The 23,306-nt window shown below is 61.0% G+C and carries 21 protein-coding genes; 15 read left to right on the forward strand and 6 right to left on the reverse strand.

Annotated elements, in window-relative coordinates; genetic code table 11:
- Positions 1-51 precede the first annotated feature (51 nt).
- Positions 52-930 (reverse strand): helix-turn-helix domain-containing protein, encoded by an 879-nt coding sequence (locus I6L35_RS17505; protein ID WP_216978884.1) that lies wholly within the window; start codon positions 928-930, stop codon positions 52-54.
- Between the two features lie 168 nt (positions 931-1,098).
- Here I6L35_RS17505 and I6L35_RS17510 point away from each other — a divergent pair, with 168 nt between their 5' ends.
- Positions 1,099-2,016: a DMT family transporter gene (locus tag I6L35_RS17510; protein WP_216978885.1), complete on the forward strand. Its 918-nt coding sequence runs from the start codon at positions 1,099-1,101 to the stop codon at positions 2,014-2,016.
- Between the two features lie 69 nt (positions 2,017-2,085).
- Positions 2,086-2,952 carry a LysR family transcriptional regulator gene (locus tag I6L35_RS17515; protein WP_216978886.1) on the forward strand — a complete coding sequence of 289 codons (867 nt, stop codon included), beginning with the start codon at positions 2,086-2,088 and terminating at the stop codon, positions 2,950-2,952.
- Positions 2,953-3,029: 77 nt separating this feature from the next.
- Here the strand turns inward: I6L35_RS17515 and I6L35_RS17520 are convergent, their stop codons facing one another.
- From I6L35_RS17520 to I6L35_RS17535, 4 genes are all read right to left on the reverse strand, one after another.
- Entirely contained in the window at positions 3,030-3,806 is a 777-nt protein-coding gene (locus I6L35_RS17520; protein WP_005333472.1) for a TSUP family transporter, read from the reverse strand.
- 203 nt (positions 3,807-4,009) lie between these two features.
- Positions 4,010-4,765: a tRNA-uridine aminocarboxypropyltransferase gene (locus tag I6L35_RS17525; protein WP_005346055.1), complete on the reverse strand. Its 756-nt coding sequence runs from the start codon at positions 4,763-4,765 to the stop codon at positions 4,010-4,012.
- Positions 4,766-4,939: 174 nt separating this feature from the next.
- Complete coding sequence (locus I6L35_RS17530) at positions 4,940-6,151, reverse strand: ROK family transcriptional regulator (protein WP_216978887.1); 1,212 nt, start codon at positions 6,149-6,151, stop codon at positions 4,940-4,942.
- Between the two features lie 130 nt (positions 6,152-6,281).
- On the reverse strand, positions 6,282-7,949 hold the full coding sequence (locus I6L35_RS17535; protein WP_216978888.1) for a methyl-accepting chemotaxis protein: 1,668 nt from the start codon (positions 7,947-7,949) through the stop codon (positions 6,282-6,284).
- Positions 7,950-8,072: 123 nt separating this feature from the next.
- On the opposite strand from I6L35_RS17535, the gene I6L35_RS17540 reads away from it, so the two are divergent.
- The 13 genes from I6L35_RS17540 (at position 8,073) to I6L35_RS17600 (ending at position 22,472) form a co-directional block, all read left to right on the forward strand.
- The gene (locus I6L35_RS17540) at positions 8,073-8,528 is read left to right on the forward strand and encodes a YchJ family protein (protein WP_081042821.1); all 456 of its coding nucleotides are present in this window, start codon (positions 8,073-8,075) and stop codon (positions 8,526-8,528) included.
- A 242-nt stretch (positions 8,529-8,770) separates the two neighbouring features.
- On the forward strand, positions 8,771-10,444 hold the full coding sequence (glpA, locus tag I6L35_RS17545; RefSeq protein WP_058058474.1) for an anaerobic glycerol-3-phosphate dehydrogenase subunit A: 1,674 nt from the start codon (positions 8,771-8,773) through the stop codon (positions 10,442-10,444).
- Complete coding sequence (gene glpB, locus I6L35_RS17550) at positions 10,434-11,699, forward strand: glycerol-3-phosphate dehydrogenase subunit GlpB (RefSeq protein WP_058058475.1); 1,266 nt, start codon at positions 10,434-10,436, stop codon at positions 11,697-11,699. Before glpA ends, glpB begins: the two co-directional genes overlap by 11 nt.
- Before the next feature lie 51 nt (positions 11,700-11,750).
- A complete protein-coding gene (gene glpC / locus I6L35_RS17555) occupies positions 11,751-12,953 on the forward strand; it encodes an anaerobic glycerol-3-phosphate dehydrogenase subunit GlpC (protein WP_058058476.1) in 1,203 nt (400 codons plus the stop codon).
- 623 nt (positions 12,954-13,576) lie between these two features.
- Positions 13,577-15,022 (forward strand): ammonia-forming nitrite reductase cytochrome c552 subunit, encoded by a 1,446-nt coding sequence (nrfA, locus tag I6L35_RS17560; RefSeq protein ID WP_216978889.1) that lies wholly within the window; start codon positions 13,577-13,579, stop codon positions 15,020-15,022.
- A gap of 51 nt (positions 15,023-15,073) precedes the next feature.
- Positions 15,074-15,673, forward strand: coding sequence for a cytochrome c nitrite reductase pentaheme subunit (gene nrfB, locus I6L35_RS17565; protein WP_216978890.1), 600 nt, complete (start codon positions 15,074-15,076; stop codon positions 15,671-15,673).
- On the forward strand, positions 15,670-16,350 hold the full coding sequence (nrfC, locus tag I6L35_RS17570) for a cytochrome c nitrite reductase Fe-S protein (protein WP_216978891.1): 681 nt from the start codon (positions 15,670-15,672) through the stop codon (positions 16,348-16,350). Before nrfB ends, nrfC begins: the two co-directional genes overlap by 4 nt.
- Positions 16,347-17,303 carry a cytochrome c nitrite reductase subunit NrfD gene (gene nrfD / locus I6L35_RS17575; protein WP_216978892.1) on the forward strand — a complete coding sequence of 319 codons (957 nt, stop codon included), beginning with the start codon at positions 16,347-16,349 and terminating at the stop codon, positions 17,301-17,303. The genes nrfC and nrfD overlap by 4 nt, the downstream gene beginning before the upstream one ends.
- 172 nt (positions 17,304-17,475) lie before the next feature.
- Complete coding sequence (gene nrfE / locus I6L35_RS17580) at positions 17,476-19,443, forward strand: heme lyase NrfEFG subunit NrfE (protein ID WP_216978893.1); 1,968 nt, start codon at positions 17,476-17,478, stop codon at positions 19,441-19,443.
- The gene (locus I6L35_RS17585; protein ID WP_144713450.1) at positions 19,440-20,042 is read left to right on the forward strand and encodes a DsbE family thiol:disulfide interchange protein; all 603 of its coding nucleotides are present in this window, start codon (positions 19,440-19,442) and stop codon (positions 20,040-20,042) included. The genes nrfE and I6L35_RS17585 overlap by 4 nt, the downstream gene beginning before the upstream one ends.
- 38 nt (positions 20,043-20,080) lie before the next feature.
- A complete protein-coding gene (nrfF, locus tag I6L35_RS17590) occupies positions 20,081-21,244 on the forward strand; it encodes a heme lyase NrfEFG subunit NrfF (RefSeq protein WP_254204583.1) in 1,164 nt (387 codons plus the stop codon).
- A 91-nt stretch (positions 21,245-21,335) separates the two neighbouring features.
- Positions 21,336-21,965: a DUF2268 domain-containing putative Zn-dependent protease gene (locus I6L35_RS17595; protein ID WP_216978895.1), complete on the forward strand. Its 630-nt coding sequence runs from the start codon at positions 21,336-21,338 to the stop codon at positions 21,963-21,965.
- A 54-nt stretch (positions 21,966-22,019) separates the two neighbouring features.
- Positions 22,020-22,472, forward strand: a complete 453-nt coding sequence (locus I6L35_RS17600; RefSeq protein ID WP_216978896.1) for an NUDIX pyrophosphatase — start codon at positions 22,020-22,022, stop codon at positions 22,470-22,472.
- A 40-nt stretch (positions 22,473-22,512) separates the two neighbouring features.
- On the opposite strand, the gene I6L35_RS17605 is transcribed toward I6L35_RS17600, so the two are convergent.
- Entirely contained in the window at positions 22,513-23,193 is a 681-nt protein-coding gene (locus tag I6L35_RS17605) for a TetR/AcrR family transcriptional regulator (protein ID WP_216978897.1), read from the reverse strand.
- Between the last annotated feature and the right edge of the window lie 113 nt (positions 23,194-23,306).

The following is a 23,306-nucleotide window of genomic DNA, read 5'->3' on the forward strand; positions in this document are numbered from 1 at the left end:
TTCAATGGATAAGTGGTAGAGAGTACACCTCTTTTGCCCAAAGTCTCAGGCTTATCTGTGACGGGAAGATGACAATTGCGCCCGCCACTGCCCCGGCGTCAAACCAAACGCCTCGCGAAAACGATTACCGAAATGGGCCTGCGAAGAGAAGCCACACTGACTGGCGATGCTGGCCAGCGGCTCGGGGCCAGTCAACAGCTGCTTGGCCCGTTTGAGCCGCAGCCCCAGCAGGTAACGGTGGGGCGGGCAGCCGAGACTCTGGCCGAACATGCGGGCAAAGTGATACTCGCTCAGCCCCGCCTGCTGGGCCAGCTCTGCCAGCGTGACCGAATCGGCCAGATGGGCCTGCAGATACTCCTGCACCCGCTTGATCACCACGGGCGCCAGCCCGCCGCGCAGAGGCGGCAGACCGGGAGCCTCCTCGGTGTGGTGGCGATAGGCGTGGAGGATCAACATCCAGGCGCCGTGGGAGAGTGCCAACCGATCGACCCCTTGCTGCCACTGAAGCTGCATCAACTGGCGCTGCACCAGCGAAGCCGCCTGCGGATCGTCGATAAAGGTCTTGTCCACCAGTTGCAGGTGGCGCCCCTCCTTGTCACACACCTCCTCGGCGATACGGGTGAGGTGAGCCGGGGTGAAGTAGAGATGAAAGAAGCGAAACTCTTCGCGCACCAGCCACTCGGATCTGTGGTGATCCGGCATGATGCACACCTTGCCGGTGCCGCCGTGGCCACCCGGCCCATCGAGTCGCTCGGTCTGCTCGCCTCCTTGCAGATAGACGCTCAGGGTGTGGTGGCCCGGCTTGTGATAGCGGGTCTGGTCATAGCAGTTGCGCCAACTGGCGACGCCAAGCCCGGGTTCGAGCCAGCAAGCGTCGTCCAGCCGGGCGCCGGTGCTGACCAGAGCATCAAATACCCCTGCTGTTTTCATTCGCCCCTGCCGCCTGTTCCGGTGTAAGTGTTATGTCGCTGCCACCCATCTTACCGACCGCGCCCGCAGATGACAGCGCAGGGCGATGAAAAACCGCAAGATGGTGCAATCCAGCCATCAGGGCTTGCCCCATAGTGGGTCATCTCTCCCTGACTCACCGGAACAGTGATGAACCTGATGCTCTATCTTGCCACCGTGCTTATCTGGGGCAGCACCTGGATTGCCATCGCCTGGCAACTTGGCCCCATCCCCATCGAGGTGTCGGTGCTCTACCGCTTCCTGCTGGCTGCGGTGGCACTGTTTGCCCTGCTCACCGCCAGCGGCCGCTTTCCGCGCCTGCCGTGGCATGGCCAGCGCTATGCGGCGCTGCTCGGTGCCCTGCTCTTTTCCACCAATTTTCTCTGTTTCTACCACGCCACCCGCTATATCCCGAGCGGCATGTCGGCGGTGATCTTTGCCAGTGCCAGCATCTTCAACGGCCTCAACCTCTGGCTGTTCGAGAACAAGCGCCCCACCCTGCGCTGGCTGCAAGGCTCCTTGCTGGGGCTCTTTGGCACCCTGTTACTGTTCTGGCCGGTGCTGGCGGATGCGCAACTGGGTACAAACGGCTGGAAGGGGCTGCTGCTCGCCTGCGGCGGCACCCTCTGCTTTTCGCTGGGCAATCTGGTCTCGGCACGGGGCCAACGCCATGGCTACCACGTACTGCAACTGGTGCCCTGGGGCATGGTTTACGGCGTGGTGCTGTTGCTGGGCTGGGTCACATTGCTCGGCCAGCAACTGGTGGTGCCGACCGATGGCCACTATCTGGCGGCCATGGTCTACCTCGCCCTGTTTGGCTCGGTGATCGCCTTTACCGCCTATCTGACGCTGGTGGGGCGCATCGGGGCCAGCAAGGCCTCCTACGCGACCGTGCTCTTTCCGCTGGTGGCGCTTACCCTCTCCACCTTTTACGAAGGTTTTGTCTGGCAGCCGGTATCGGTGGCCGGAGTGGTGATCAGCCTCATCGGCAATCTGGTGATCTTCGCGCCGCCCTTAAGTGAATGGCGCATTCGACCGGCCAAGGAAGCAAACGCCCCTTGCTCCTGAACCAGTCAGCCCCTAAGGTAGCGCTGATCAATCTGTGACGATCCTGATGGCGATAAACAAGGGGGCGAGATGTTACTGGAAGGGCTGGAGACGCTGAGCCTGCTGGCAAGTGAAGGAACCATGGCCAAGGTGGCCAGTCGCCTCTATATCAGCCAATCGGCGGTAAGCAAGCGGATTGCCCAGCTGGAGCAGCGCCTTGGCAAGAAGCTGATCGAGCCGGAGGGGCGCCAGATCCGCCTCACCCCGCAGGCCAAGGAGCTGCTGGAACGAGTGGCCCCGAGCTTGGCCGAAATGAAGGGAGTGCTGGCCGATAGTCAGGATCTGGCGGATCAGAGCCCCCTCCCCATCGCCAGCTCCGAAACCCTGCTGGCGGGCTACCTCGCCCACTTTATGCGCGACTATCTGGAGCGCGATCCCCACCTTGCCCTCTCTACCCACCACACGCCGGTCATTCTGGCGCGGGTGCGCAGCGGCGATGCCCTGCTCGGCATCTGCGCCGGTCGGCTCCCGCCCGGCCATGGCCTCGGCGCCGATCTGCTGCTTGAGGAGCCCTTCTATCTGGTGGGCGAGGCGCAGCAGAGCCTGCCGCCAGCCAGCGCAGAAAGCAGGCACAAGATCCTCACCATGGATCTGGAGAACCCCTCCAACCGCTACCTGCGCGAACCGCTGGCAGATATGGGATTGGAGCCCACCATGGAGCTCGACTCCTATCTGGCGCTCATCGAACTGGCCAAGGCAGGCATTGGCCCTGTGCTGCTCCCCGCTGGCCTACTGGGGCTGGTGGGAGAACAGGGGGAGATGGCGCGCCCACTGCCCGGGCTAGGCCGCCCCCTGCATCTGGTCTACCGACCAAACAGCCTAAAGCGAGAGCGGATCGCCAGGCTGGTGAGCGCCTTGCACCAACACTTTCACCACTGCAGCGACACGCCGCGCTAGCCGTGTAAACCCGCCAGATGTGACAACGGGGCCCAAGGGCCCCGTTAACAATTGCGATGCGGCAAGCAAGGCGCACATCAGATCCAGGCAAACAGCTCCGGATACTGGCTCCAGACCAGCTTGGCAGACATCAGCAAGGAGACGGTCACCAGCAGCGGCTTGATCAGCTTCACCCCTTTTTTCAACACCATCTTGGAGCCGAAGCGGGCGCCGATAAACTGCCCCAGCGCCATGCAGAAGCCGACACTCCACACCACCTTGCCACCGAGCGCAAAGAACAGCAGGGAGGCGATATTCGAGGTGAAGTTGAGCAGCTTGGTATGGGCGGTGGCGCGCGCCATGCCAAAGCCCGCCAGCGCCACGAAACCGATGGCAAAGAATGAACCGGTCCCCGGCCCGAAAAACCCGTCATAAAAGCCGACCCCGCCCCCCACCAGCAACGCAAACAGCATGGGAGTCAGACGGCGGGAACTCTCGGCATCGCTTACCCGCGGCGAGAAGTAGAAGTAGCAGGCAAAGGCCATCAGCAGGAAAGGGAGCAGTCGCTCGAGAATGGCGGCGTCTATGGTCTGTACCGCCAGCGTGCCGATGGCCGCACCGATAAAGGTGCAGATCACCGCAGGCCAGATCATGGCCCACTCCAGCAGCCCCTTGCGGGCATAGAACCAGGTGGCAGAGAAGGAGCCAAAACTGCTCTGCAGCTTGTTGGTGCCAAGCACCAGCGCGGGGGGCATGCCAGTCGCCAGTAGAGCAGGCACCGTCAGCAGACCACCGCCACCGGCGATGGCATCGATAAAGCCGGCGACAAGCGCCACACCGAACAGGGCAAACAGGGTAACCAGTTCCAATTCCATCCATAGACCTCTCGAGAGTGGGTTGCCCGAAGGATCGAGCAACCGGAGCTAACCAAAGCGACGTTGTGCGGGGGGCTGCACAGGCTGTTCGCTATCCTAGCGGGCCACTGACCATGAATCTAACGAAACAGTGGCAGACAATTGATTCCTGATTTTCATTAATTAGAACGGGCACGCCCCTGGCCCAACCCTCAAAGTGTCCGTTAGCAAGCCGGTGAAGCGACGTTCGCTTCCTTGATGGCCGACAGCGCTTCACAGAGATGATCCTCATCGGCACCGGGGAAACGGCTGACCCGACCGGCCATGTAGCGGCTGCTGAACAAGTTGAACCAGTGCTGCAGGGCCTGCCCCGCCTTGAGCTCTCCCGCCACTTCCAGCACACAGGCCGCCACTTCGGCGGTGCAGAGGTGCTCGTCGCAGTTGGCGACCCGCATGCCGTAGGTGGAGAGCGCATCGGGTTTGATGGCGAGCACCGGAAAACCGTCGAGATAGGGGCTCTTGTTGAACATCTTGCGCGCCTCCGGCCAGGTGCCGTCGAGCAGGATAAAGAGCGGCTTTTTGCCGGGTGCCAGCGTCACCTCGCCGGTCAGGCGGGCAGGCTCCTTCTCGCAAGCGGGAAAGACTACATAGGGCTGCCAGACAGGATCGGCCAGCAGTGCCAGCAGCTCGGAATGGGGCTGGGTACGTGACCAGAGAAACGCCCAGGTAGTGTCCGGCAACACATCGGCAATGAGGCGACCGGTGTTGGAGGGTTTCATCGGCTCACTGTCATACATCAGCAGGCAGAAACCTGCCTCTGCTTTGAGTTCGGGGCGCCACTCGCAGGCACACCAATCCTCGCGCAGCTGACAGGCCGGACAGCGGGCCAGAGTGCCGCCACGGGCAAGAAACGGTCGGGTAGAGATACTCTTGCGCCAGGCCCGCAGGCGGTTGACGGCGTGATCAGGAACAGGCTTCATCTAGGTTCACAACTGGAGTCAAAACAGGAACGGCAGCGGTGCCAACATGTCACGGCGCCACAGGGCGCGATAACAGGGGGACTGCCGGAAAAGCGCAAGATTGTACCGAGTTACGCGCTGGCGGAACAGCAATCCCTGCCCTTTTCGCCAGACACTGCGCCAACTCCTCTTGTCTTACGACTCCTGACAGCTGCGCAGCAGCTCCAGCAACAGGCTGCCATCGCGCAGCGCCTTGTGCACCTGCACCGAGGTGGGCTTGGTGGGATCTTCGTAGAAGTGGGTGGATTCAATCTGCAGCCGAACCAGATATTCGGCGGGCAACTGGCTCGCCAGCGACTGGTGCAGCATGGGGAACAGCAGCCGATCGGCACGGGTGATCTCGCCCCCCAGCAGCAGCTTGCCCGGATTAAGCAGGCAGATGAGGTTGGATAGCACCTTGGAGAGGCGGCCCGCCGCCTGATGGAGAATATCCTGACAGAGGCTGTTGCCCGCCAGCGCCAGCTCGCACAGCTCGCGGATGGTAACGCTCTCGGGCAAGTCGTGCTCCTGCATCCGCTCGCGCAGATCCCGGTATTGCGCCTCCAGCGCCTGATTGGTCACCAGGGTACAGGCGCAGCCAAAGCCGCCGCAGTAGCAGCGCTGGCCATAGGGCTCGAGCTGCAGGTGGCTGAGATCCCCGAGCAGCGCATTCTCGCTCTCGATGAGCTGGCCATTGACCACCATGCCAACCCCGATGTCGTTGTGGACAAACACCAGCACCGCATCGGCGCAATTTTTGGCGGCCCCCCACTCCCGCTCTGCCTGGATCCAGGTGCGCACATCACCACTCACCAGCACAGGTACCGAGAACACCTCCTGCAAGGTCGGCCCAAGCGGCCAGTTGCGCAGATCATAGAAGGGGAAATGTTTGACCATACCGGAGTGACGCTCTACCTGTCCGGGTAGACAGAGAGCGATACAGGCCAGATTGAGGGACTTTCTCGGCAAGAACCCCTGGATCGCATGTACTAAGCTGCCCAGCAGGTCGTTACGCTCAAGCTCGGTAAAGAGGTGGCGATGGCGGGCTAGGGAGCGGCCTGAAAAGTCGAACAGCGCCATATCCACGTAACCACGACCAAGACGCATGGAGAGAAACTGGAAGCGGCGCTCGTTGATGCGCAGCAGGGTCTGACGACGACCGCGCCCCACCGAACTTTCGCCACAGGTCACCACCAGACCACCATCGAGCAGTTCACGAGTGATCTTGGTGATGCTGGCAGGCGAGAGGCCGGTCAGGCGGGAGAGATCGGTGCGCGACAGCTCCTTGTGCTCCTCCAGACTGGCATAGACCAGGCCATAGTTGAGCTGACGGATCAAATCGATACTGCCTTTCACGATCTCATTCATAGGGTATGGATTAAGGGCTGAAACTGGGGCCACCGATTTTCACACATTATTGCTCGATCCCCAAATAAAGCGCGGTCTGAACCGGGGTTCAGACCGCATTGTTGAGTGAATATCACCGAGATGGTCGGGCTCAATAACGGAACTGGGAGACCAGTTTGCGCAATTTGTCACCGGTATTGGCCAGATCGCGGGTGGTGCTGTTGGACTCCATGGCTGCGTCGGTCAGCTCGCTGACGATCTGCTGGATCGCTACCAGGTTCTTGTTGATCTCCTCCGACACCGCATGCTGCTCTTCGGCGGCGGTAGCGATCTGGATATTCATATCGTTGATGGTACTGACCGCCATCACCATGCTGTCGAGGGAGCTGGCAATATGGCTTGCCTCCTGCACCGTCTCCTGACTGCGATCCTCGCTCGCCTGCATCACATCCACCGCCTGCTTCACCCCCCCTTGCAAGCGCTGGAGCATCTCATTGATCTCTTTGGTGCTCTGTTGGGTACGACCGGCCAGCGAACGCACTTCATCCGCCACCACCGCAAAGCCGCGACCCTGCTCACCGGCACGGGCCGCCTCGATAGCGGCATTCAGCGCCAACAGGTTGGTCTGCTCGGCAATGCCGCGAATGACCTCCACCACCGAGCCAATCTTGGCGGTCTCTTGGGCCAACTGTGCGATGACGCCAGCAGCAGTATGCACCTCCCCCACCAGTCGGTTGATGCTGTTGATAGCCGTACTGACCACACCACGAGCTGCGTCGGACTCACGGGCGGCATCACTGGTTGCTGTCGCGGCATTGGAAGCACTGGCCGCCACCTCCTGGGCAGTGGAGCTCATCTCGGTCACCGCAGTCACCACCTGATCGGTTTCCCGGCTATGGCCATGCATCTGCTGGTCATAGTGCTCGCTCAGATGGTGCAGCTTGTCAACAGCGGTGAAGAGATGGTTACTGGTCTCGCCAACCTGACTCACCACCGACTGGATCCGCTCGACAAAGCGGTTGAAGGCGCTGGCCAGCTGGCCAATTTCATCGTCGCTCTGCACCTTGAGGCGCTGGGTGAGATCCCCGTCACCATTGGCAATATCGTTCAATGCCAGCACGGCATCAGCCAGCGGCTTGGTAACCCGATTCCCCACGATCACGGTCGCCGCCAGGGTGACACCCAGGATCAGCAAGATCACCAGCACACTGCTCTGCAGCGACTCGTGCATATTGCTTTCGCGCTCGGCGCGCAGGGCCGCCAGCTCGTTGTCGATGTCATCGATATAGAAACCGGTACCGATAACCCACTGGTATTTGTCGAGCGCAATGTTGTAGGCGAGCTTGGGAGCATCACGACCAATGGAAGGTTTGGCCGTCCAGTACTCGGCAAAGCCATCCCCCTGACGGGCCACCTTGATAATGTCCTGGATCAGCAACTTGCCCTTGGCATCCTTGTCGTTCCAGCGATTTTTTCCCTCCAGCTCGGCACGGGTAGGCAGCAATATAGTGTTGCCCTCGAAGTCATAGACAAAGAAATAGCCATCGCTGCCGTAACGCAACGGCCTGAGCAGCTCTTTGACCTTCTGACGATTTTCCGGAGAATCCGGCTGTACATAAACGGCATCGACGGCGGTTTTGGCCATCATGATGTAACTGCTGAGCAGCGCTTTACGCTCCTTGATGGCATTCTCCCTCGCCACCACCAGCTCAGACTCCAGGTCGCTCTTGGAGACCATATAGTTACTGAGATTGACCACCAGGGCCATCAGCAGCACGGGTACTGCACCCAATAACAGGATTTTCTGTTTTAGCGTCATCTTTCACATCCTTGCAGCTGTTTTTATTGGAATTCCTTGCTTACCCATCAGTATAGGTGCTGGCAGGGCGAGCCCAGCTTTCGTTACAATTCCCTTAAACAAATCGGCCAGAACGTGAAAATCATGAATCTTTGTCCTTGCGGCTCAACCCTTTCTCTCGAATTGTGCTGTGGCTCACGTCACAGTGGCGCAGTGGCTGACACCCCGGAGCAGCTGATGCGCTCTCGCTACAGCGCTTTTGTGCTCGGTCTGGGGGAGTATCTGGTCCATAGCTGGCACCCGGCCCACCTTGGCGGCCTCACCGCTGAAGAGCTTTCACGCATCGACACCCGCTGGGATGGTCTCGAGATCATCGCCAGCCAGGGCGGCCCGGAGGATGAAACCGGGATGGTGGAGTTCAAAGCCTGGTTTCTGGAGGGGGATGAGCGTCACTGCCTCCATGAGCGCTCCCGCTTCGTGCGTTATCAGGGGCGCTGGGTCTACACCGAAGGGGAGATCGATCCCCTTCCGCCCAAAACCGGCCGCAACGATCCCTGCCCCTGTGGCAGCGGCAAAAAGCACAAAAAGTGCTGCGGCTGACCCATAACACACCCACCAGACTCGTCAAACAGTGACAAGGGGCATCCGATGCCCCTTTTTTGTGCCTGTTATTCGCCAGCTGCCCATAAACCGATGCGATAACAAGCGTGACAAATGTCACACAATGCTCATTAACGCGCGGGAAAATGAGCGTTTACGAACGCAAATTTGGCCCATATCAAACATTTCCACTCAGAAGTAGGCCACACTGGCCTCATCTGGAAGAGATGAGACGGGCAACAATGAAAAGAATAACTACACAAGTCGTCATCATAGGCGGCGGTGCCACAGGGGCCGGCATCATGCGCGATTGCGCACTGCGTGGCATCGACTGCATCCTGCTCGAGCGCGATGATATCGCCGCCGGCACCACCGGCCGCAACCACGGCCTGCTCCACTCCGGTGCCCGCTACGCGGTGACGGATCAGGAGTCAGCTCGCGAATGCATCCAGGAAAACCGCATCCTCAAGCGGATTGCCAGCCACTGTGTCGAAGACACCGGCGGCCTCTTCCTCACCCTGCCGGAAGATGACATCAATTTCCAAACCACCTTTATGGATGCCTGCGCCCTGGCCGGGATCGAAACCCGTCAGCTCGATCCCCGCGAAGCCTTGTGTATGGAGCCCAACGCCAACCCGGCAATGATCGGCGCCATCCACGTCCCGGATGGCACGGTCGATCCATTCCGCCTCGCCGCGGCCAACGTGCTGGACGCCAAAGAGCACGGCGCGCGCATCTTTACCCACTGCAAGGTGCTGGGGCTGTTGCGCACGCAAGATCGGGTGCACGGGGTCAAGGCGATCAATACCCGCACCGGCGAAGCGTTCGAGGTGGAGTGTCAGGAGGTGATCAACGCCGCCGGCATCTGGGGCCAGCAAATTTGCGAATACGCCGATCTCGGCATCCGCATGTTCCCGGCCAAGGGCTCCCTGCTCATCATGGATTACCGCATCAACCAGCTAGTGCTCAACCGCGCCCGCAAACCGGCGGATGCGGACATTCTGGTACCCGGCGATACCATCTCCCTTATCGGCACCACCTCCAGCCGCATCGATTACAACAAGATTGACCAGCTCACCGTCGAGCCCGAAGAGGTGGAGGTGCTGCTGCGCGAGGGGATCAAGCTTGCCCCCATCATGGCGCGCACCCGTCTGCTGCGCGCCTACGCAGGCGTTCGCCCGCTGGTGGCGGTGGACGGTGACGACACCGGCCGCAACATCAGCCGCGGTATCGTGCTGCTCGATCACGCCGAGCGCGATGGCCTCAAGGGCTTCAACACCATCACCGGCGGCAAGCTGATGACCTACCGCCTGATGGCCGAATGGGCCACCGATCTGCTGGCCAAGAAGCTCGGCAACAGCAAGCCATGCCGCACTGCCGAGCTCAATCTGCCCGGCTCGCGGGATCCGGAGAAGGTCTCCGCTCCGGGGCTCTCGGTGCCTGCCGAAGGGTCGGCCCAATACCGCCACGGCGAGCGGGTCATCGCCTTCTTCCGTGACAATCCGAAAGCCAACGCCCTTATCTGCGAGTGCGAAATGGTCACTGCAGGCGAAATCGAATACGCCCTGCGCGAGCTGGATGTGGACAACCTCATCGATCTGCGCCGCCGCACCCGCCTCGGCATGGGCCCCTGCCAAGGCGAGCTGTGCGCCTATCGCGCCGCTGGCCTGATGCAGGAGTATGGCAAGGCTGACGGTCGTCAGGCCTGCGTCATGCTGCGCCAGTTCCTGGAAGAGCGTTACAAGGGCACCCGCCCGGTGCTGTGGGGCGATGCCTTGCGCGAGGCCGAGTTTACCTACTGGATCTACGAAGGGCTGTTTGGCCTAGGGGAATGGACGACGCCACAGCTGGTTGCCGATACCCCATGCGGCCCAACCAGCGAGACCACTCACAAGGAGAGCCGTCATGAAGTTTGACAATATCGTTATCGGCGGTGGCATGGCGGGACTCTCGGCTGCCCTGCGGCTGGTGGAGGCGGGCCAGAAGACCCTGCTGATGGCCTCCGGCCAGAGTGCCCTGCACTTCTCCTCCGGCTCGGTCGATCTGCTCGAAAGCGAGGGGGATCCCCGCGCTGCGCTGCCTGCCTTTATGGCAGCCCATCCGGATCACCCCTACAGCAAGGTGGGGATGCAAAATATCGAAGCGAGTCTGGCCGATCTGCAGCGCCACTGCGCCGAGCAGGGATTGCCGCTGGTTCGCCACGACACCAATCACCAGCGCCTGACTCCCATCGGTACCCTCAAGCGCACCTGGCTCTCCCCCGATACCTGTGCCTGCGTCACAGATGCGCCGATCCCGGACGTGCTGCTGCTGGCCACCCTCGAGGGCTTTCGCGACTTTCATCCGGCACTGGCGGCCGCCAATCTGGCGACCCATCCGCGCTTTGCCCACTGCCGCATTCTGACCGGCGAAATCCGCCTGCCCCAGCTGGCCGAATTCAGCCGCAATCCCCACGAGTTTCGCTCTGCCGACATCGCGCGTCTGTGTGACAAGCACCATCTGGTGGCCGATCTGGCCAGCGAGATCAGTCGCATGGTGCAGGAGAGCGGCGTACCCGGCTGCCGCCATATCGTGCTGCCCGCCTGCCTGTCTCTGGGGCTGGTAGGCCCGCGTCTGGCGGAGCTGGAGCAGCGTACCGGCTGCACCATCAAGGAGGTTGCCACCATGCCGCCATCACTGATCGGGATGCGGATGCAGGAGGCGCTCAAGCGCCGCTTTATGGCCCTTGGCGGCACCTTCCTCACCAGCGAGCGGGTGCTGGGCGCTCGTTACAACGGTGACCGGGTGGTCGGCGTACATACCCAGAATGGCGATGATCAGCTGTTCGAGGCAGACAACTTTGTGCTTGCCTCCGGCAGCTTCTTCAGCCGCGGGCTGGAGTCCCGTCTGCGTGGCATTCGCGAACCCATCTTCGATGCCGATGTGTTGAGTCTGGAGGAGCGCGATGCCTGGGCCGGTCGCCGCCTGTTCGATCACCACCCCTTCATGGGCTTCGGGGTCAAGACCGACGACAAGCTCAGAGTGCTGCGTGGCGGCAAGCCGCTCACCAACCTCTATGGCGCGGGCAGTGTCTTGGCCCATTACGACCCAATTCGTGAAGGTTCCGGCTCCGGCGTTGCCGTTGCCACCGGCTGGCAGGCTGCCGGCCATATTCTGGGCGCGGCCCAATGATTACTACGTCCCATATCCCGTGCCTTCACACCCTACGGGAGGAGAACTGACATGCTACTGGATCACGCCAACCAAACTTTCGATCAGTGCATCAAATGCACCGTCTGTACCGCCTACTGTCCGGTGGCCAAGGCCAACCCCGCCTACCCCGGCCCGAAACAGGCGGGTCCGGATGGGGAGCGGCTGCGGATCAAGAGCCCCGAGCTGTTCGATAGCGCCCTCAAGCACTGCACCAACTGCAAACGCTGCGAAGTAGCCTGCCCGAGCGGAGTGCGCATCGGCGACATCATCGCCAAGGCCAAGCACCAATACAGCGGCTTCAAACCGGGGATCCGCGAGTTCGTGCTCTCCCACACCGATCTGATGGGCAGCATGTCTACCCTGATGGCCCCGGTGGTCAACTTCACCACCGGCCTCAAGCCGATGAAGTTGGTGCTGGACAAGGCGCTGGGGGTCTCATCCCACCGCGATCTGCCCAAATACTCCCAGGGCACCTTCCGCGGCTGGTACAAGAAGCAAAAAGAATCTCAGGCCCGCTTTGGGCGGCAGATCGCCTACTTCCACGGCTGCTACGTCAACTACAACCATCCTCAGCTTGGCAAGGAGCTGGTACAGGTGCTCAACGCCATGAACATCGGTGTGCAGTTGCTGGAGCGGGAGAAGTGCTGCGGCGTACCACTGATTGCCAACGGCTTCATGGACAAGGCCAAGCAGCAGGCGGCCTTCAACATCAAGCAGATGGAGAACTCCCTGCAGGGCAACGAGATGCCGCTGCTGGCCACCTCCTCCACCTGCGGCTTTACCCTGCGCGATGAATATCCCCACCTGCTGGAGCAGGACAACCACAAGGTGCGGGATCGCATCTCGCTGGTGACCCGCTTCCTGTGGAACGAGTTCTACAAGGGCAACAAACCGGCGATGAAGCCGCTCAATCTGCACATCGCCTACCACACCCCCTGCCACATGGAAAAAATGGGGGGCGTCATCTACACCCTCGAATTGCTGCGCGCCATTCCCGGGGTCAAGGTGACGGTACTGGAGTCCCAGTGCTGCGGTATCGCCGGCACCTACGGCTTCAAGTCGGAGAACTACCAGACCAGCCAGACCATCGGCGAGGGGCTGTTTGATCAGATCAACCGCCTCTCCCCCGATCTGGTGATCACCGATTGCGAGACCTGCAAATGGCAGATCGAGATGAGCACCAGCTTCCGCTGCGAGCATCCCATTCATCTGCTGGCCCAGGCTCTGGCATAAGATGAGCGTGACCATATCCGCTGGTGTAAACCCCGAAGCCGGGGTATTCGTTGGTTCACCACCATGCCTTTGGGGCTGCAACCCAAACAGTATCTGATCACGATAAGACCTGAGAGGAGCCGGCATTGCCGGCTTCTCTCATTGATGTTGCCGACCATCTCGCCCATCGGCGGAACGCCCGGCCCGTACAGACTGTAACCGACAGCCCTCTCAAAAAAGAATATTTATTCATTTATTATTTTTATACCCATAAATAGATAATTGATATGACAGATAACCCTGCATGCCTTGCCAAATAACACAGGCATACCTCAGGTGTCGCTCCGTCCCGCCACAGAGACTCATTACACTTCCAATATTCTGACTTTCTTAATAATTTAACCGGGATCTCATTTCTGTCTGTTGGTGCTCTCGGTAATTGATCTAGCGCAAGCCCCCCTCTGATAAATCATCATTCTTTTTACCCATTTGGTAATATCCAACTCGAGCAATCGCATAAAAACATGGGTTTTATTCACTAATAACAATGAAGCGGCCTGCCTGCTCCTGCTTGGCGGGGGCGAACCAATGCCCACATCCAGGATGGAACTGTCAGGTCTGGCAATGAGATCGATTAGGGAGTGATGATCGTGAGTTCACGCAACAGACAGATCAAGCTGGGCCTCGCCGCCCTGCTGCTGACTACCAGCCTTGGCACCAGCGGCTGGGCACAGGCAGCCGATGACACGCAACCCAAAGGCAAGATCGAGGCGCGCAGCGAGCTGTTCGCCAAGGATCACGCCGATCAGTTCACCAGCTGGAAAGGTACCAGCGAGAGCAAGGAGCGAACCGACGCCCTGGCGGAAGATCCGCAGATGGTGGTGCTCTGGGCCGGCTACCCCTTTTCCAAGGATTACAACAAGCCGCGCGGTCACTTCTATGCGCTGACCGATGTGCGCGAAACCCTGCGAACCGGCGCCCCGAAGACCGCCGAAGATGGCCCCCTACCCATGGCCTGCTGGAGCTGCAAAGGCCCGGATGTGGCCCGCGTCATCGACGAGAAGGGTGAAGATGGCTACTTCAAAGGGATGTGGGCCAAGGGTGGGCCGGAAGTAGTCAACACCATCGGCTGCGCCGACTGCCACGACACCGCCTCGAAGGAGTTCAAGGAGGGTAAACCGGCCCTGCACCTCTCCCGTCCCTATGCCGATCGGGCCATGACCGCCATCGGCAAGCCGTTCAAGGAGCAGGGGCGCTTCGATCAGCAGTCCCAGGTGTGCGGCCAGTGCCACGTGGAGTATTACTTCAGCGGCCCCACCAAGGCGGTCAAATTCCCCTGGGACAAGGGCACCACTGTGGAGCAGATGGAGGCCTATTACGATGAAATCGGCTTTGCAGACTGGACTCATGCCCTCTCCAAAACCCCTATGCTCAAAGCCCAGCACCCCGAGTACGAAACTTGGCGTGCCGGCATTCACGGCCAGAACAACGTCGCCTGCGTCGATTGCCACATGCCCAAGGTGCAGAACGAGCAGGGCAAGGTCTACACGGATCACAAGGTGGGCAACCCCTTCGATCGCTTCGAGCAGACCTGCCGCAACTGCCACACCCAGAGCAAGAAGATACTGCAAGGGATTGTCAAACAGCGCAAAGAGGCGGTGATCGAGACCAAGCTGAAGGTCGAGAAGCAGCTGGTACACGCCCACTTTGAAGCCAAGGCGGCCTGGGATGCCGGCGCCACCGAGGCAGAGATGAAGGATATTCTGCAGGACATCCGTCACGCCCAGTGGCGCTGGGACTACGCCATCGCATCCCACGGGGTGCAGATGCACGCCCCCGAAGTGGCCCTCAAGGTACTTGGCAGCGCGCTGGATAAAGCCGCTGACGCCCGCACCAAGCTGGCGCGCCTGTTGGCCAGCAAGGGGATCAGCCACGAAATCGCCATCCCCGACATCTCCAGCAAGGAGAAAGCGCAAGCGGCCCTTGGCATGGATATGAAGCAGTTCAACAGCGACAAGGCCCAATTCCTCAAGACCACGGTCCCCGCCTGGGATGCCGAGGCCAAAGCGGCCGGACGGCTGGCACAGTAACGGCGCCTGCGGGCCCGGCCAGACCAGGCCCGCAGCGGATGGAGGCTTCCTATGGGTGATTTAACGATGGATTTTTTACGACTGATGCTGATGGCAGCCATGCTGTTCACCAGCCTGCAGGGTCAGGCGGCCGATCCGGTTGCAGCCCTTGTTCCAGCTACACATGAGGTGGAATTTTTACGCAATCCCGACAAGGCCTGTACCGACTGTCACAAGGAGCAGAGCGAGGGGATGCACGGCAAGCATGGTCAGGCGACCAATCCCAACAACCTGGCGCCTGTCACCTGCACCAACTGCCACGGCCAGCCCTCCCCCCAGCACCGGGAAGGGGTCAAGGATGTGATGCGCTTTAGCGACAGCTTCAATAACAAGCAGAGCACCCAGAGCTACCCCATCGCTGAGCAGAACGGAGTCTGCATGAGCTGCCACGAGCCCAAACCACTGCGCGAGGCGCTCTGGGCCCACGACGTGCACGCCACCAAGCTCACCTGCACCAGCTGCCACCAGCTGCATCCGGTCAAGGAGCCCATGGTGGCGATCCCGGAAAAATCCCGCATCAAGCTCTGCGTCGACTGCCACAGCAAGCAACATGAGGCCAGCAAGGCCCGGCAGGAGCAGTCCAAACCGGCTACCGGCAAGGAGGCATCATGAGCTGCTCTCGCCGTGACTTTATGGCGGGCATGGGCGCGGGGGCCCTTATCATGATGACGGGGCCGACTCGTTCCCTTGCTACCCCCCTCGCCCACAGCCAGACCATCGACGGGATCCGCTATGGCATGATCCACGACGAGACGGCCTGCATCGGCTGCACCGCCTGCATGGACGCCTGCCGGGAGGTCAACAAGGTGCCGGAAGGGGTCTTGCGCCTCGAGATCATCCGCTCCGGCCCCATCGGCACCTTCCCCGATGCCGAGTACCACTTCTTTCGCAAGTCCTGCCAGCACTGTGACAACGCCCCCTGCGTGCACGTCTGCCCGACCGGCGCCTCCCATATTCGCAAGGAGGATGGCATCGTCGATGTCGACGCGGATCTCTGCGTCGGCTGCATGTATTGCCTCGCCGCCTGCCCCTATCAGGTGCGCTTTATCAACCCGGTCACCCGAGTGGCGGACAAATGCGACTTTTGCCGCAAGACCAACCTGGCGGCGGGCAAGGAGCCGGCGTGCGTGGAATCCTGCCCCACCAAGGCGCTGGTGTTCGGCAATCTGGATGATCCGGACAGCCCCATCGCCCAACTGCTGGTGAAGGAGACCACCTATCGCTACAAGCAGGCGCTCGGCACCTCGCCCAAGATGTACCGCGTGCCCAAAGGGGAGATAAAGTCATGACGATGCAAGAGGCGTTTCACTTCCCTTCACTGGTGTGGGACTGGCCCATCGCCATCTATCTCTTTCTGCTCGGCATCTCCGCCGGGGCCACCACCCTTTCGGTGCTGCTGCGCCGCAAGGGGGCCGGCAGCGAGAGCGGCATCATCAAGGCGACCGCCATTCTGGCGCCAGCGAGCGTGATATTGGGGCTGCTGATCCTTATCTTCCATCTGGCCCGCCCCTGGACCTTCTGGAAGCTGATGTTCCACTACCAGTTCGACTCCGTGATGTCCATGGGGGTCATGCTGTTTCAGCTCTATATGGCGGTGCTGTTCGTCTGGCTGGCGGTGGTGTTTCGCGCCGAGATTGAGACCTTGCGTCGTCACCTGCTGCAAGAGAAGTTCGCTTTTGTGGATGGGCTGATTGGCTGGCTTGCCCGCATCGAGCGGCTGCTGGCCCCGCTGTTGTTGCTGCTCGCCGTGCTGCTGGGGGCCTACACCGGCTTTCTGCTCTCGGCGCTCAAGACTTATCCGCTTTTGAACAACCCTGTGTTGCCGGTGTTGTTTCTGGTCTCGGGCATCAGCTCCGGCATCGCCTCCACCATCTTGCTGGCGGTGACAATCTTCAAGGAGAACCATCACAGCCAGGGGGTGAGCTTTGTGCATCGTTTCGAGCGGCCGGTGCTGGCGGTGGAGGTGCTGCTGCTGGTCTGCTTCTTTACCGGCCTCTACTTCGGTGGCGGCCAGAAAGAGGCTGCCATGTGGGCGGCCATCGGCAGCGGTTTCTGGGCTCAGGTGTTCTGGCTCGGGGTGGTGGGCATCGGCATGCTGCTGCCCCAGCTGCTGGCTCTGCTGACCCCGGCGCCCCTTCGGGTGCGAAACGGCCATCTGGTGCTGGTCTGCAGCCTGACCCTGGTGGGGATCCTGCTGCTCCGCTACTTCGTGCTCTATGCCGGTCAAATGACAGTCGTATAACGGTATGATCACCAGCGCCAGCCACCCTCGGGTGACTGGCGCTAGTTTGTTGCTGGCCCAATGAATTTCTGGTGATGCCACACCCGTTGCTTGGCAATATTCCCCGCCAAAGCGAGACGACGCTACGTGTGTGCCATGACATGAATGACATCAAAGATTGACTGGAGGTTGTGTGCTGGCGGAGCTCGGCTATCTCTCACTGTTGCTGGCGGCGGCACTCTCCTTGCTGCAGGGCTCCCTGCCCTGGCTGGGATTGCGGCTCGCCTCCCCGACTCTGCTGCGCTGCGCAACGCAGCTGGCGCTGATCAATGCCATCCTGCTGTTGGCCGCCCTGCTGCTGCTCGCCAGCTGCTTTGGCCAGGATGATTTCACCGTCAGCTATGTGGCCCAGCACGCCAACAGCGCCCTGCCGCTGGGCTTCAAACTGGCTGCGGTCTGGGGCGGCCACGAGGGCTCCATGCTGTTCTTCGTCTTTGCGCTGGCTCTGTGGGGCGCCCTGGTGGCTCTTTGCTCCAAGCGGGTCGATCCGCTGATTACAACCCGGGTATTGGCCATCATGGGGCTGATCGTCGGGCTGTTCGGCCTCTATACCCTGATCTTCTCCAGCCCGTTTGACCGCCAGTTTCCGGGGCCGCAGGAGGGGCGCGATCTCAACCCCATGCTGCAGGATATCGGCCTTATCATCCATCCGCCCCTGCTCTATCTCGGCTACGTCGGCTTTGCGGTCAACTTCGCCTTCGCCATGGCGGCGCTGCACTCGGGCCGGCTCGATGGCGCAGTAGCCCACTGGAGTCGCCCCTGGGCGCTCGGCTCCTGGGTCTTTCTCACCGCCGGTATCGTGCTGGGCTCCTGGTGGGCCTATTACGAGCTCGGCTGGGGCGGCTGGTGGTTCTGGGATCCGGTAGAAAATGCCTCCCTCTTACCCTGGCTGCTCGGCACTGCCCTGCTGCACGCCCTGATTGTCTGCGAGAAGCGCGGCGCTTACGGCCACGCCGTGCTGCTGCTCTCCATCTTTACCTTTGCCTTGAGCCTGCTCGGCACCTTTGTGGTGCGCTCCGGGGTGCTCACCTCGGTGCACGCCTTTGCGGTGGACCCCAGCCGCGGCCTCACCCTCTTGTTGCTGCTCGGGCTGCTGTTAACCTGCGCACTCACCCTGTTTGCCCTGCGGGCGGACATTCGCGCCCCCTATGCCCGCTTTGGCTTGCTGTCAAAGGAGGGGCAGCTCGGTGCCGCCATCCTGCTGCTCTGCGTGGCCTGCGCCAGCGTGCTGCTCGGCACCTTCTACCCCATGGTGTTCCAGTCGCTTCATCTGGGTTCGCTCTCGGTGGGTGCCCCCTATTTCAATACCATCTTCGTGCCGCTGGCCCTCTGCCTGATGGCGCTGATGACCCAACTGCCGCGCCTGCGCTGGCAGGCGCTTGCGCCACATTCCCGACTCAACGCTCTGTTACCGCCGCTGTTTGGCCTGCTTGGCGGCGGGCTCATTAGCCTTGCCTATCTGGAACAGGGAGCGTTTTCCGGTAGCTGGATTGGCATCCTCGCCAATATGGTGAGCCTCTGGCTGATGGCCAGCCTGCTGCTCCCGCTCTTGCAACTGACGTCGCTGCGTGAACTCACCCTCAATCGGTTCGGCAGCCTGCTGGCCCACCTCGGGGTGGCGGTGTGCGCCCTCGGCATCGCGCAAATGAGCCACCACAGTCAGGAAGGAGGCACAGTGCTAAGTGCCAACCAGCCCTACCAGCTCGGTGCGTTCGAATTTCGCTATGAGGGACGCGAGCCGATCATCGGCCCCAACTACACCGCCGAGCGCATCACGCTCAGCGTGCATAAAGAAGATAAAGAGATCGCCAGGCTCACCCCAGAGCGACGTCACTACAGCGTGCGCACCATGAACATGAATGAACCCGGCATCGCGTGGGGAATGCTCGGCGATCTCTACGTGGTGCTGGGTGAGAAGATGGGACCAGATGCCTATGCCATGCGGCTGCACTACAAGCCGCTGGTGCGCTGGATCTGGCTCGGCGGCCTGTTGATGATGGCGGGCGGCACCCTGCGCCTGCTCGCCCGTCGCCCCTTGCTTGCCTCCCGTCCCGTTGAGGTTGGCACCTCCCATCCCCGGCTCGAACAGGAGGCGTTATGAGATCCCGCCTGCGCCTCTTTCTTCCACTGCTGCTGACCCTGGGCCTCGGCGCCCTGCTTTGGCTCGGCCTTGGCAACAATCCCTACAGCCAGGATGAGGCGACGCTCGGCCGTACCCTGCCTGCGTGGCAAAGCAACAATCTGCTGGATGGGAGTCCGATCCAGACTGCCAGCCTCAAGGGCGAGCCCTTTGTCCTTAACGTCTGGGCCAGCTGGTGCGCCAACTGCCGCGCCGAGCATCCGCTGCTCAGCGAGCTCGCGGGCACCGTGCCCCTCTACGGTCTCAACTACCGGGACAAGGGGGATGCGGCCCGCGCCTGGCTTATCCAGGCGGGCAACCCCTATCGCGCCGTACTGGCCGACCCTGACGGCAAACTGGCTCTTGAGCTCGGCGTCTACGGCACGCCAGAGACCTATCTGTTTGATGCCGATGGTGCCCTGCTCGCCCGCCATACCGGCGAGCTTACCAAAGGGATCTGGCAACGTCAGTTTGCCCCCCTGCTCGACCAGGCGCGAACTGACGCGCAAATGAAGGCCGCTGCAACGGCACACGCAATTGCGCCATCTATTGCAACATCAGCTCGGGAGACACAGCCATGATGTGCCGCTCTCTTGCCTGCACCCTGCTGGCCCTCGGCATGCTGCTGAGTGCAACTGCATATTCCAGCGGGGTCGATACCTATCAATTTCGCTATCCCGAGCTGCAAAATCGGGCGCAAGAGCTGGCCCGCGCCCTGCGCTGCCCCCAGTGCCAGAACCAGAACCTGGTGGAGTCCAACTCCCCCATCGCCCGGGATCTGCGGCTAGAGGTCTACCGCTGGGTGGACGAGGGGCAGTCTGATGAGCAGGTGATCGCCCGCATGACGGAGCGCTTCGGCGATTTCGTCCGCTACGATCCCCCCTTCAAGAGCAGCACGGCGCTGCTGTGGGGCGGCCCCCTGCTGCTGTTGGGGCTGGCACTGTTGATCCTGTTTCACCGCCTGACACGCACAAAGGCGCAACCCATCCCTGCCGTTAAGGCCATCGATGAGGCCCCCCCTCAACCCGCCGCCGATCCGCGCAGCGAATTGAATTTGCTGATCATGCACGGGGAGCAGGCAGGCCTCTCCCCCGACCAACCACTCTACAGGGAGCTGAGCGCCGCCCGTTTGGCCAACGCCATCCCGGCGGCTGAGCTGGCCCTGCGCACGCAACTGGCCAGCCAGCGTGACAATCGCGGCCGCAATAACCAGCACGGGCGGACCTTGTTGCTGCTTGGCATCATGGCCATCGCGGCCGTTGCCGCTGTGTATTTCAGCAGCGGCCGCTATCAGGCATGGCAGGATTATGCATCCCGTCCCGATCCGCTGGCGGGGTTGAGCCCGCGGGATCTGCAGGACAAGGAGCTGGGGAGTCTGCATCAGAAGCTTCAACGCAGCCCCGCCGATCTCGACAGCTGGGCGGCGCTCGGCCAGCTCTATCTCTATCGGGGTGAATATGACAACGCCCTGCTCGCCTACCAACGTCTCGCTCTGCTGGAGGGAGGCGCCAGCGCGGCGACCCAGGCCGCGCAAGCCACTGTGCTCTACTATCAGGCGGGCCAACAGCTGACTCCCGAGGCAACCCGCCTGCTGGAGAGCGCCCTCAAGCAGGACTCGGGGGAAGTGAGCGCCCTGATGCTGCTCGCCTCCGATCACTTCCTGCATGGCCGCTACAGCCAAGCCATTGCGCTGTGGCAGCAACTGCTCGATGGCGAGCGCCCTCGCATCAACCGAGCCGCGCTGATTGAGGCGATCCAGACGGCAAGCATAATGGGCGGGTAACCCCTTGATTGAAGGAGGGTAATCGTGGTGATATGGCGCCGCGACCACGCAAGTGGCTCAGCACTCTCTTTCAATAGACAAGGATGTCTGGATGCAACTCACCCTGTTAAACGACTCGGGCAAATTCGATGGGCTCGATGACACCATTAGGCACATTTTTGCCGAGACGGCGCACAAATTGAATGCCTTGTTCGATCTCTCCCAACTGGATGTCACCTTCAGCCCTTTTGCCGAGGGGGATGCTCCCGACTCGGGTATCGGTGGCTGGGCCATCAACATGTATCGAATAGAACTCCAGCTTGATCTGGAACGGCCCGACATCAAAGAGGTGATTATCACCGAATTGCCTGCCGTGCTGGCCCACGAAGTCCACCATATAGTGCAAAAGAAGAACAAGGTGGAAGCAGAAACACTGGCCGAAAACCTGATTTTTGAAGGGCTGGCCTGCTACTTTGAGCAGAGGTTCAATGGTGGCACACTCCCCTCGCTGTTCAAGGAGTCTCATAACCATGACTGGCAATCGCTCCTGGCAGAGATGACACCCCATCTATCCAGCAAGCAGTTCAACTATTTAGACTTTTTCTACTGCCGTGATAACCGGCCATTTCCCAAATATGCCGGTTACTGGGTGGGGTTCAATCTGGTGGCCAACTATCTGGCCAAAAATGGCCTGAATGAAATAGAGGTCATGGGCCTACCCGCCGAAGCGTATTTCAATTAACACGCCTTCACACTGTTCGTGGCGATTACATAGCTCAAATCCGGAGAGAAGATCATGAGCCCCATTAGCTGCAAGGCCGTCTCCGGCGTTGCCCTTACTACTGTCGATGGCGAAACAAAATTGCTGGTGATGAAACGGGTCAAGGGGGGCTTCTGGTGTCATGTGGCGGGCACGGTGGAGGCGGGTGAAACCGGCTGGCAGACCATTATTCGGGAGTTTGGCGAAGAGACGGGGATCAGGGTCACCGAACTCTACAACGGCCAGTATCTGGAGCAGTTCTACGATGCCGCCTTGAATACGATCGAGGTGGTGCCGGTCTTTGTGGTCTATTGCCCGCCCAGTCAGGCGGTGCGCCTCAACGACGAGCACACCGACTATCGCTGGTGTTCCCTGGCTGAAGCCAAGGCGCTGGTGAGTTTCCCCGGCCAGAAGGCGCTCTACGACCATATCTGGCACCACTTTGTCGACAACGCCCCCTCTCCCCTGATGCGGGTCGCGCTCGGCTGATGCATGCCGGGGCTGCGCGGCATGGTGGATGCTTGCGGTATTACTCGTTGGTCCCAAGCCGCAGCGCAGGCATTCCCTGCCACACCAGCTCGGGATCGGGCTCGACAATGGCGGCGGCGATCAGCTGCTCGCTCCAGCGACGATGCAGCAACCACATCCGCTGGCCCATCTCGCCATCAGCCTTGGTGCACTGCTTGGTGACATCGGCGGTGCGATAGAAGTAGCGCACCAGACTCGTGAGCTCGGCCTCCGGCCAGCGGCAGCCAAAGTCGCGCAGCAGGGATGACCAGAAGTCAATCTGGCGCCGCTCGTGCTCCTGCTCGACCACGTGCAGTTCGGGGATAAGATCCATGGCGTGCCACAAGGCACCATAGCCGACAAAGCGGCGATCCAGCTCTTCAAGCGCCAGATCCAGCAGTGCCAACGCCTGCGGCCAACTCGTTGCCTCGATACGGAGCTGTTGTTGCGCCTCGCAAACCGCCGCCAGCCACCCCATAGCGAGACGGCAAATGATCGCCTCCTTGTTGGGATAGAGGTGGTAGAGCGATTTGATCCCGACTCCGGCCCGATCAGCAATGGCATTGGTGTTGAGAGCGGCAAAACCTCGCTCCTGCAGCAACATCAGCGTTGCCTGTTCAATACGGCTCGCCACCGCCTGACTGCGCTGCTGCCGTGGCTGACGTCGCATATGCAGGGCGGCAGGCACTCGTTGTTCTGACATCTTCTCTCCTTCGAGCCACTGGGGGCCCCCTCTTTGCCCGGGGTACGACCGGTGGTGGCTCATTGACATCCATGAGACAAAGTAAACAAAAAGTTAAATAAATGCAGTAATTA

This window comes from Aeromonas sp. FDAARGOS 1405 (assembly GCF_019048265.1).
GTDB lineage: Bacteria > Pseudomonadota > Gammaproteobacteria > Enterobacterales > Aeromonadaceae > Aeromonas > Aeromonas veronii_A.

Coding starts and splice junctions, on each gene's coding strand:
- I6L35_RS17540 (WP_081042821.1), top strand. CDS start 8,073: ATGAATCTTTGTCCTTGCGGCTCAACCCTTTCTCTCGAATTGTGCTGT.
- nrfD (WP_216978892.1), top strand. CDS start 16,347: ATGACGATGCAAGAGGCGTTTCACTTCCCTTCACTGGTGTGGGACTGG.
- glpB (WP_058058475.1), top strand. CDS start 10,434: ATGAAGTTTGACAATATCGTTATCGGCGGTGGCATGGCGGGACTCTCG.
- I6L35_RS17510 (WP_216978885.1), top strand. CDS start 1,099: ATGAACCTGATGCTCTATCTTGCCACCGTGCTTATCTGGGGCAGCACC.
- nrfC (WP_216978891.1), top strand. CDS start 15,670: ATGAGCTGCTCTCGCCGTGACTTTATGGCGGGCATGGGCGCGGGGGCC.
- nrfA (WP_216978889.1), top strand. CDS start 13,577: ATGATCGTGAGTTCACGCAACAGACAGATCAAGCTGGGCCTCGCCGCC.
- nrfB (WP_216978890.1), top strand. CDS start 15,074: ATGGGTGATTTAACGATGGATTTTTTACGACTGATGCTGATGGCAGCC.
- nrfF (WP_254204583.1), top strand. CDS start 20,081: ATGCTGCTGAGTGCAACTGCATATTCCAGCGGGGTCGATACCTATCAA.
- I6L35_RS17515 (WP_216978886.1), top strand. CDS start 2,086: ATGTTACTGGAAGGGCTGGAGACGCTGAGCCTGCTGGCAAGTGAAGGA.
- I6L35_RS17535 (WP_216978888.1), bottom strand. CDS start 7,949: ATGACGCTAAAACAGAAAATCCTGTTATTGGGTGCAGTACCCGTGCTG.
- I6L35_RS17585 (WP_144713450.1), top strand. CDS start 19,440: ATGAGATCCCGCCTGCGCCTCTTTCTTCCACTGCTGCTGACCCTGGGC.
- I6L35_RS17605 (WP_216978897.1), bottom strand. CDS start 23,193: ATGTCAGAACAACGAGTGCCTGCCGCCCTGCATATGCGACGTCAGCCA.
- I6L35_RS17530 (WP_216978887.1), bottom strand. CDS start 6,151: ATGAATGAGATCGTGAAAGGCAGTATCGATTTGATCCGTCAGCTCAAC.
- I6L35_RS17525 (WP_005346055.1), bottom strand. CDS start 4,765: ATGAAGCCTGTTCCTGATCACGCCGTCAACCGCCTGCGGGCCTGGCGC.
- glpC (WP_058058476.1), top strand. CDS start 11,751: ATGCTACTGGATCACGCCAACCAAACTTTCGATCAGTGCATCAAATGC.
- glpA (WP_058058474.1), top strand. CDS start 8,771: ATGAAAAGAATAACTACACAAGTCGTCATCATAGGCGGCGGTGCCACA.
- I6L35_RS17505 (WP_216978884.1), bottom strand. CDS start 930: ATGAAAACAGCAGGGGTATTTGATGCTCTGGTCAGCACCGGCGCCCGG.
- I6L35_RS17600 (WP_216978896.1), top strand. CDS start 22,020: ATGAGCCCCATTAGCTGCAAGGCCGTCTCCGGCGTTGCCCTTACTACT.
- I6L35_RS17520 (WP_005333472.1), bottom strand. CDS start 3,806: ATGGAATTGGAACTGGTTACCCTGTTTGCCCTGTTCGGTGTGGCGCTT.
- I6L35_RS17595 (WP_216978895.1), top strand. CDS start 21,336: ATGCAACTCACCCTGTTAAACGACTCGGGCAAATTCGATGGGCTCGAT.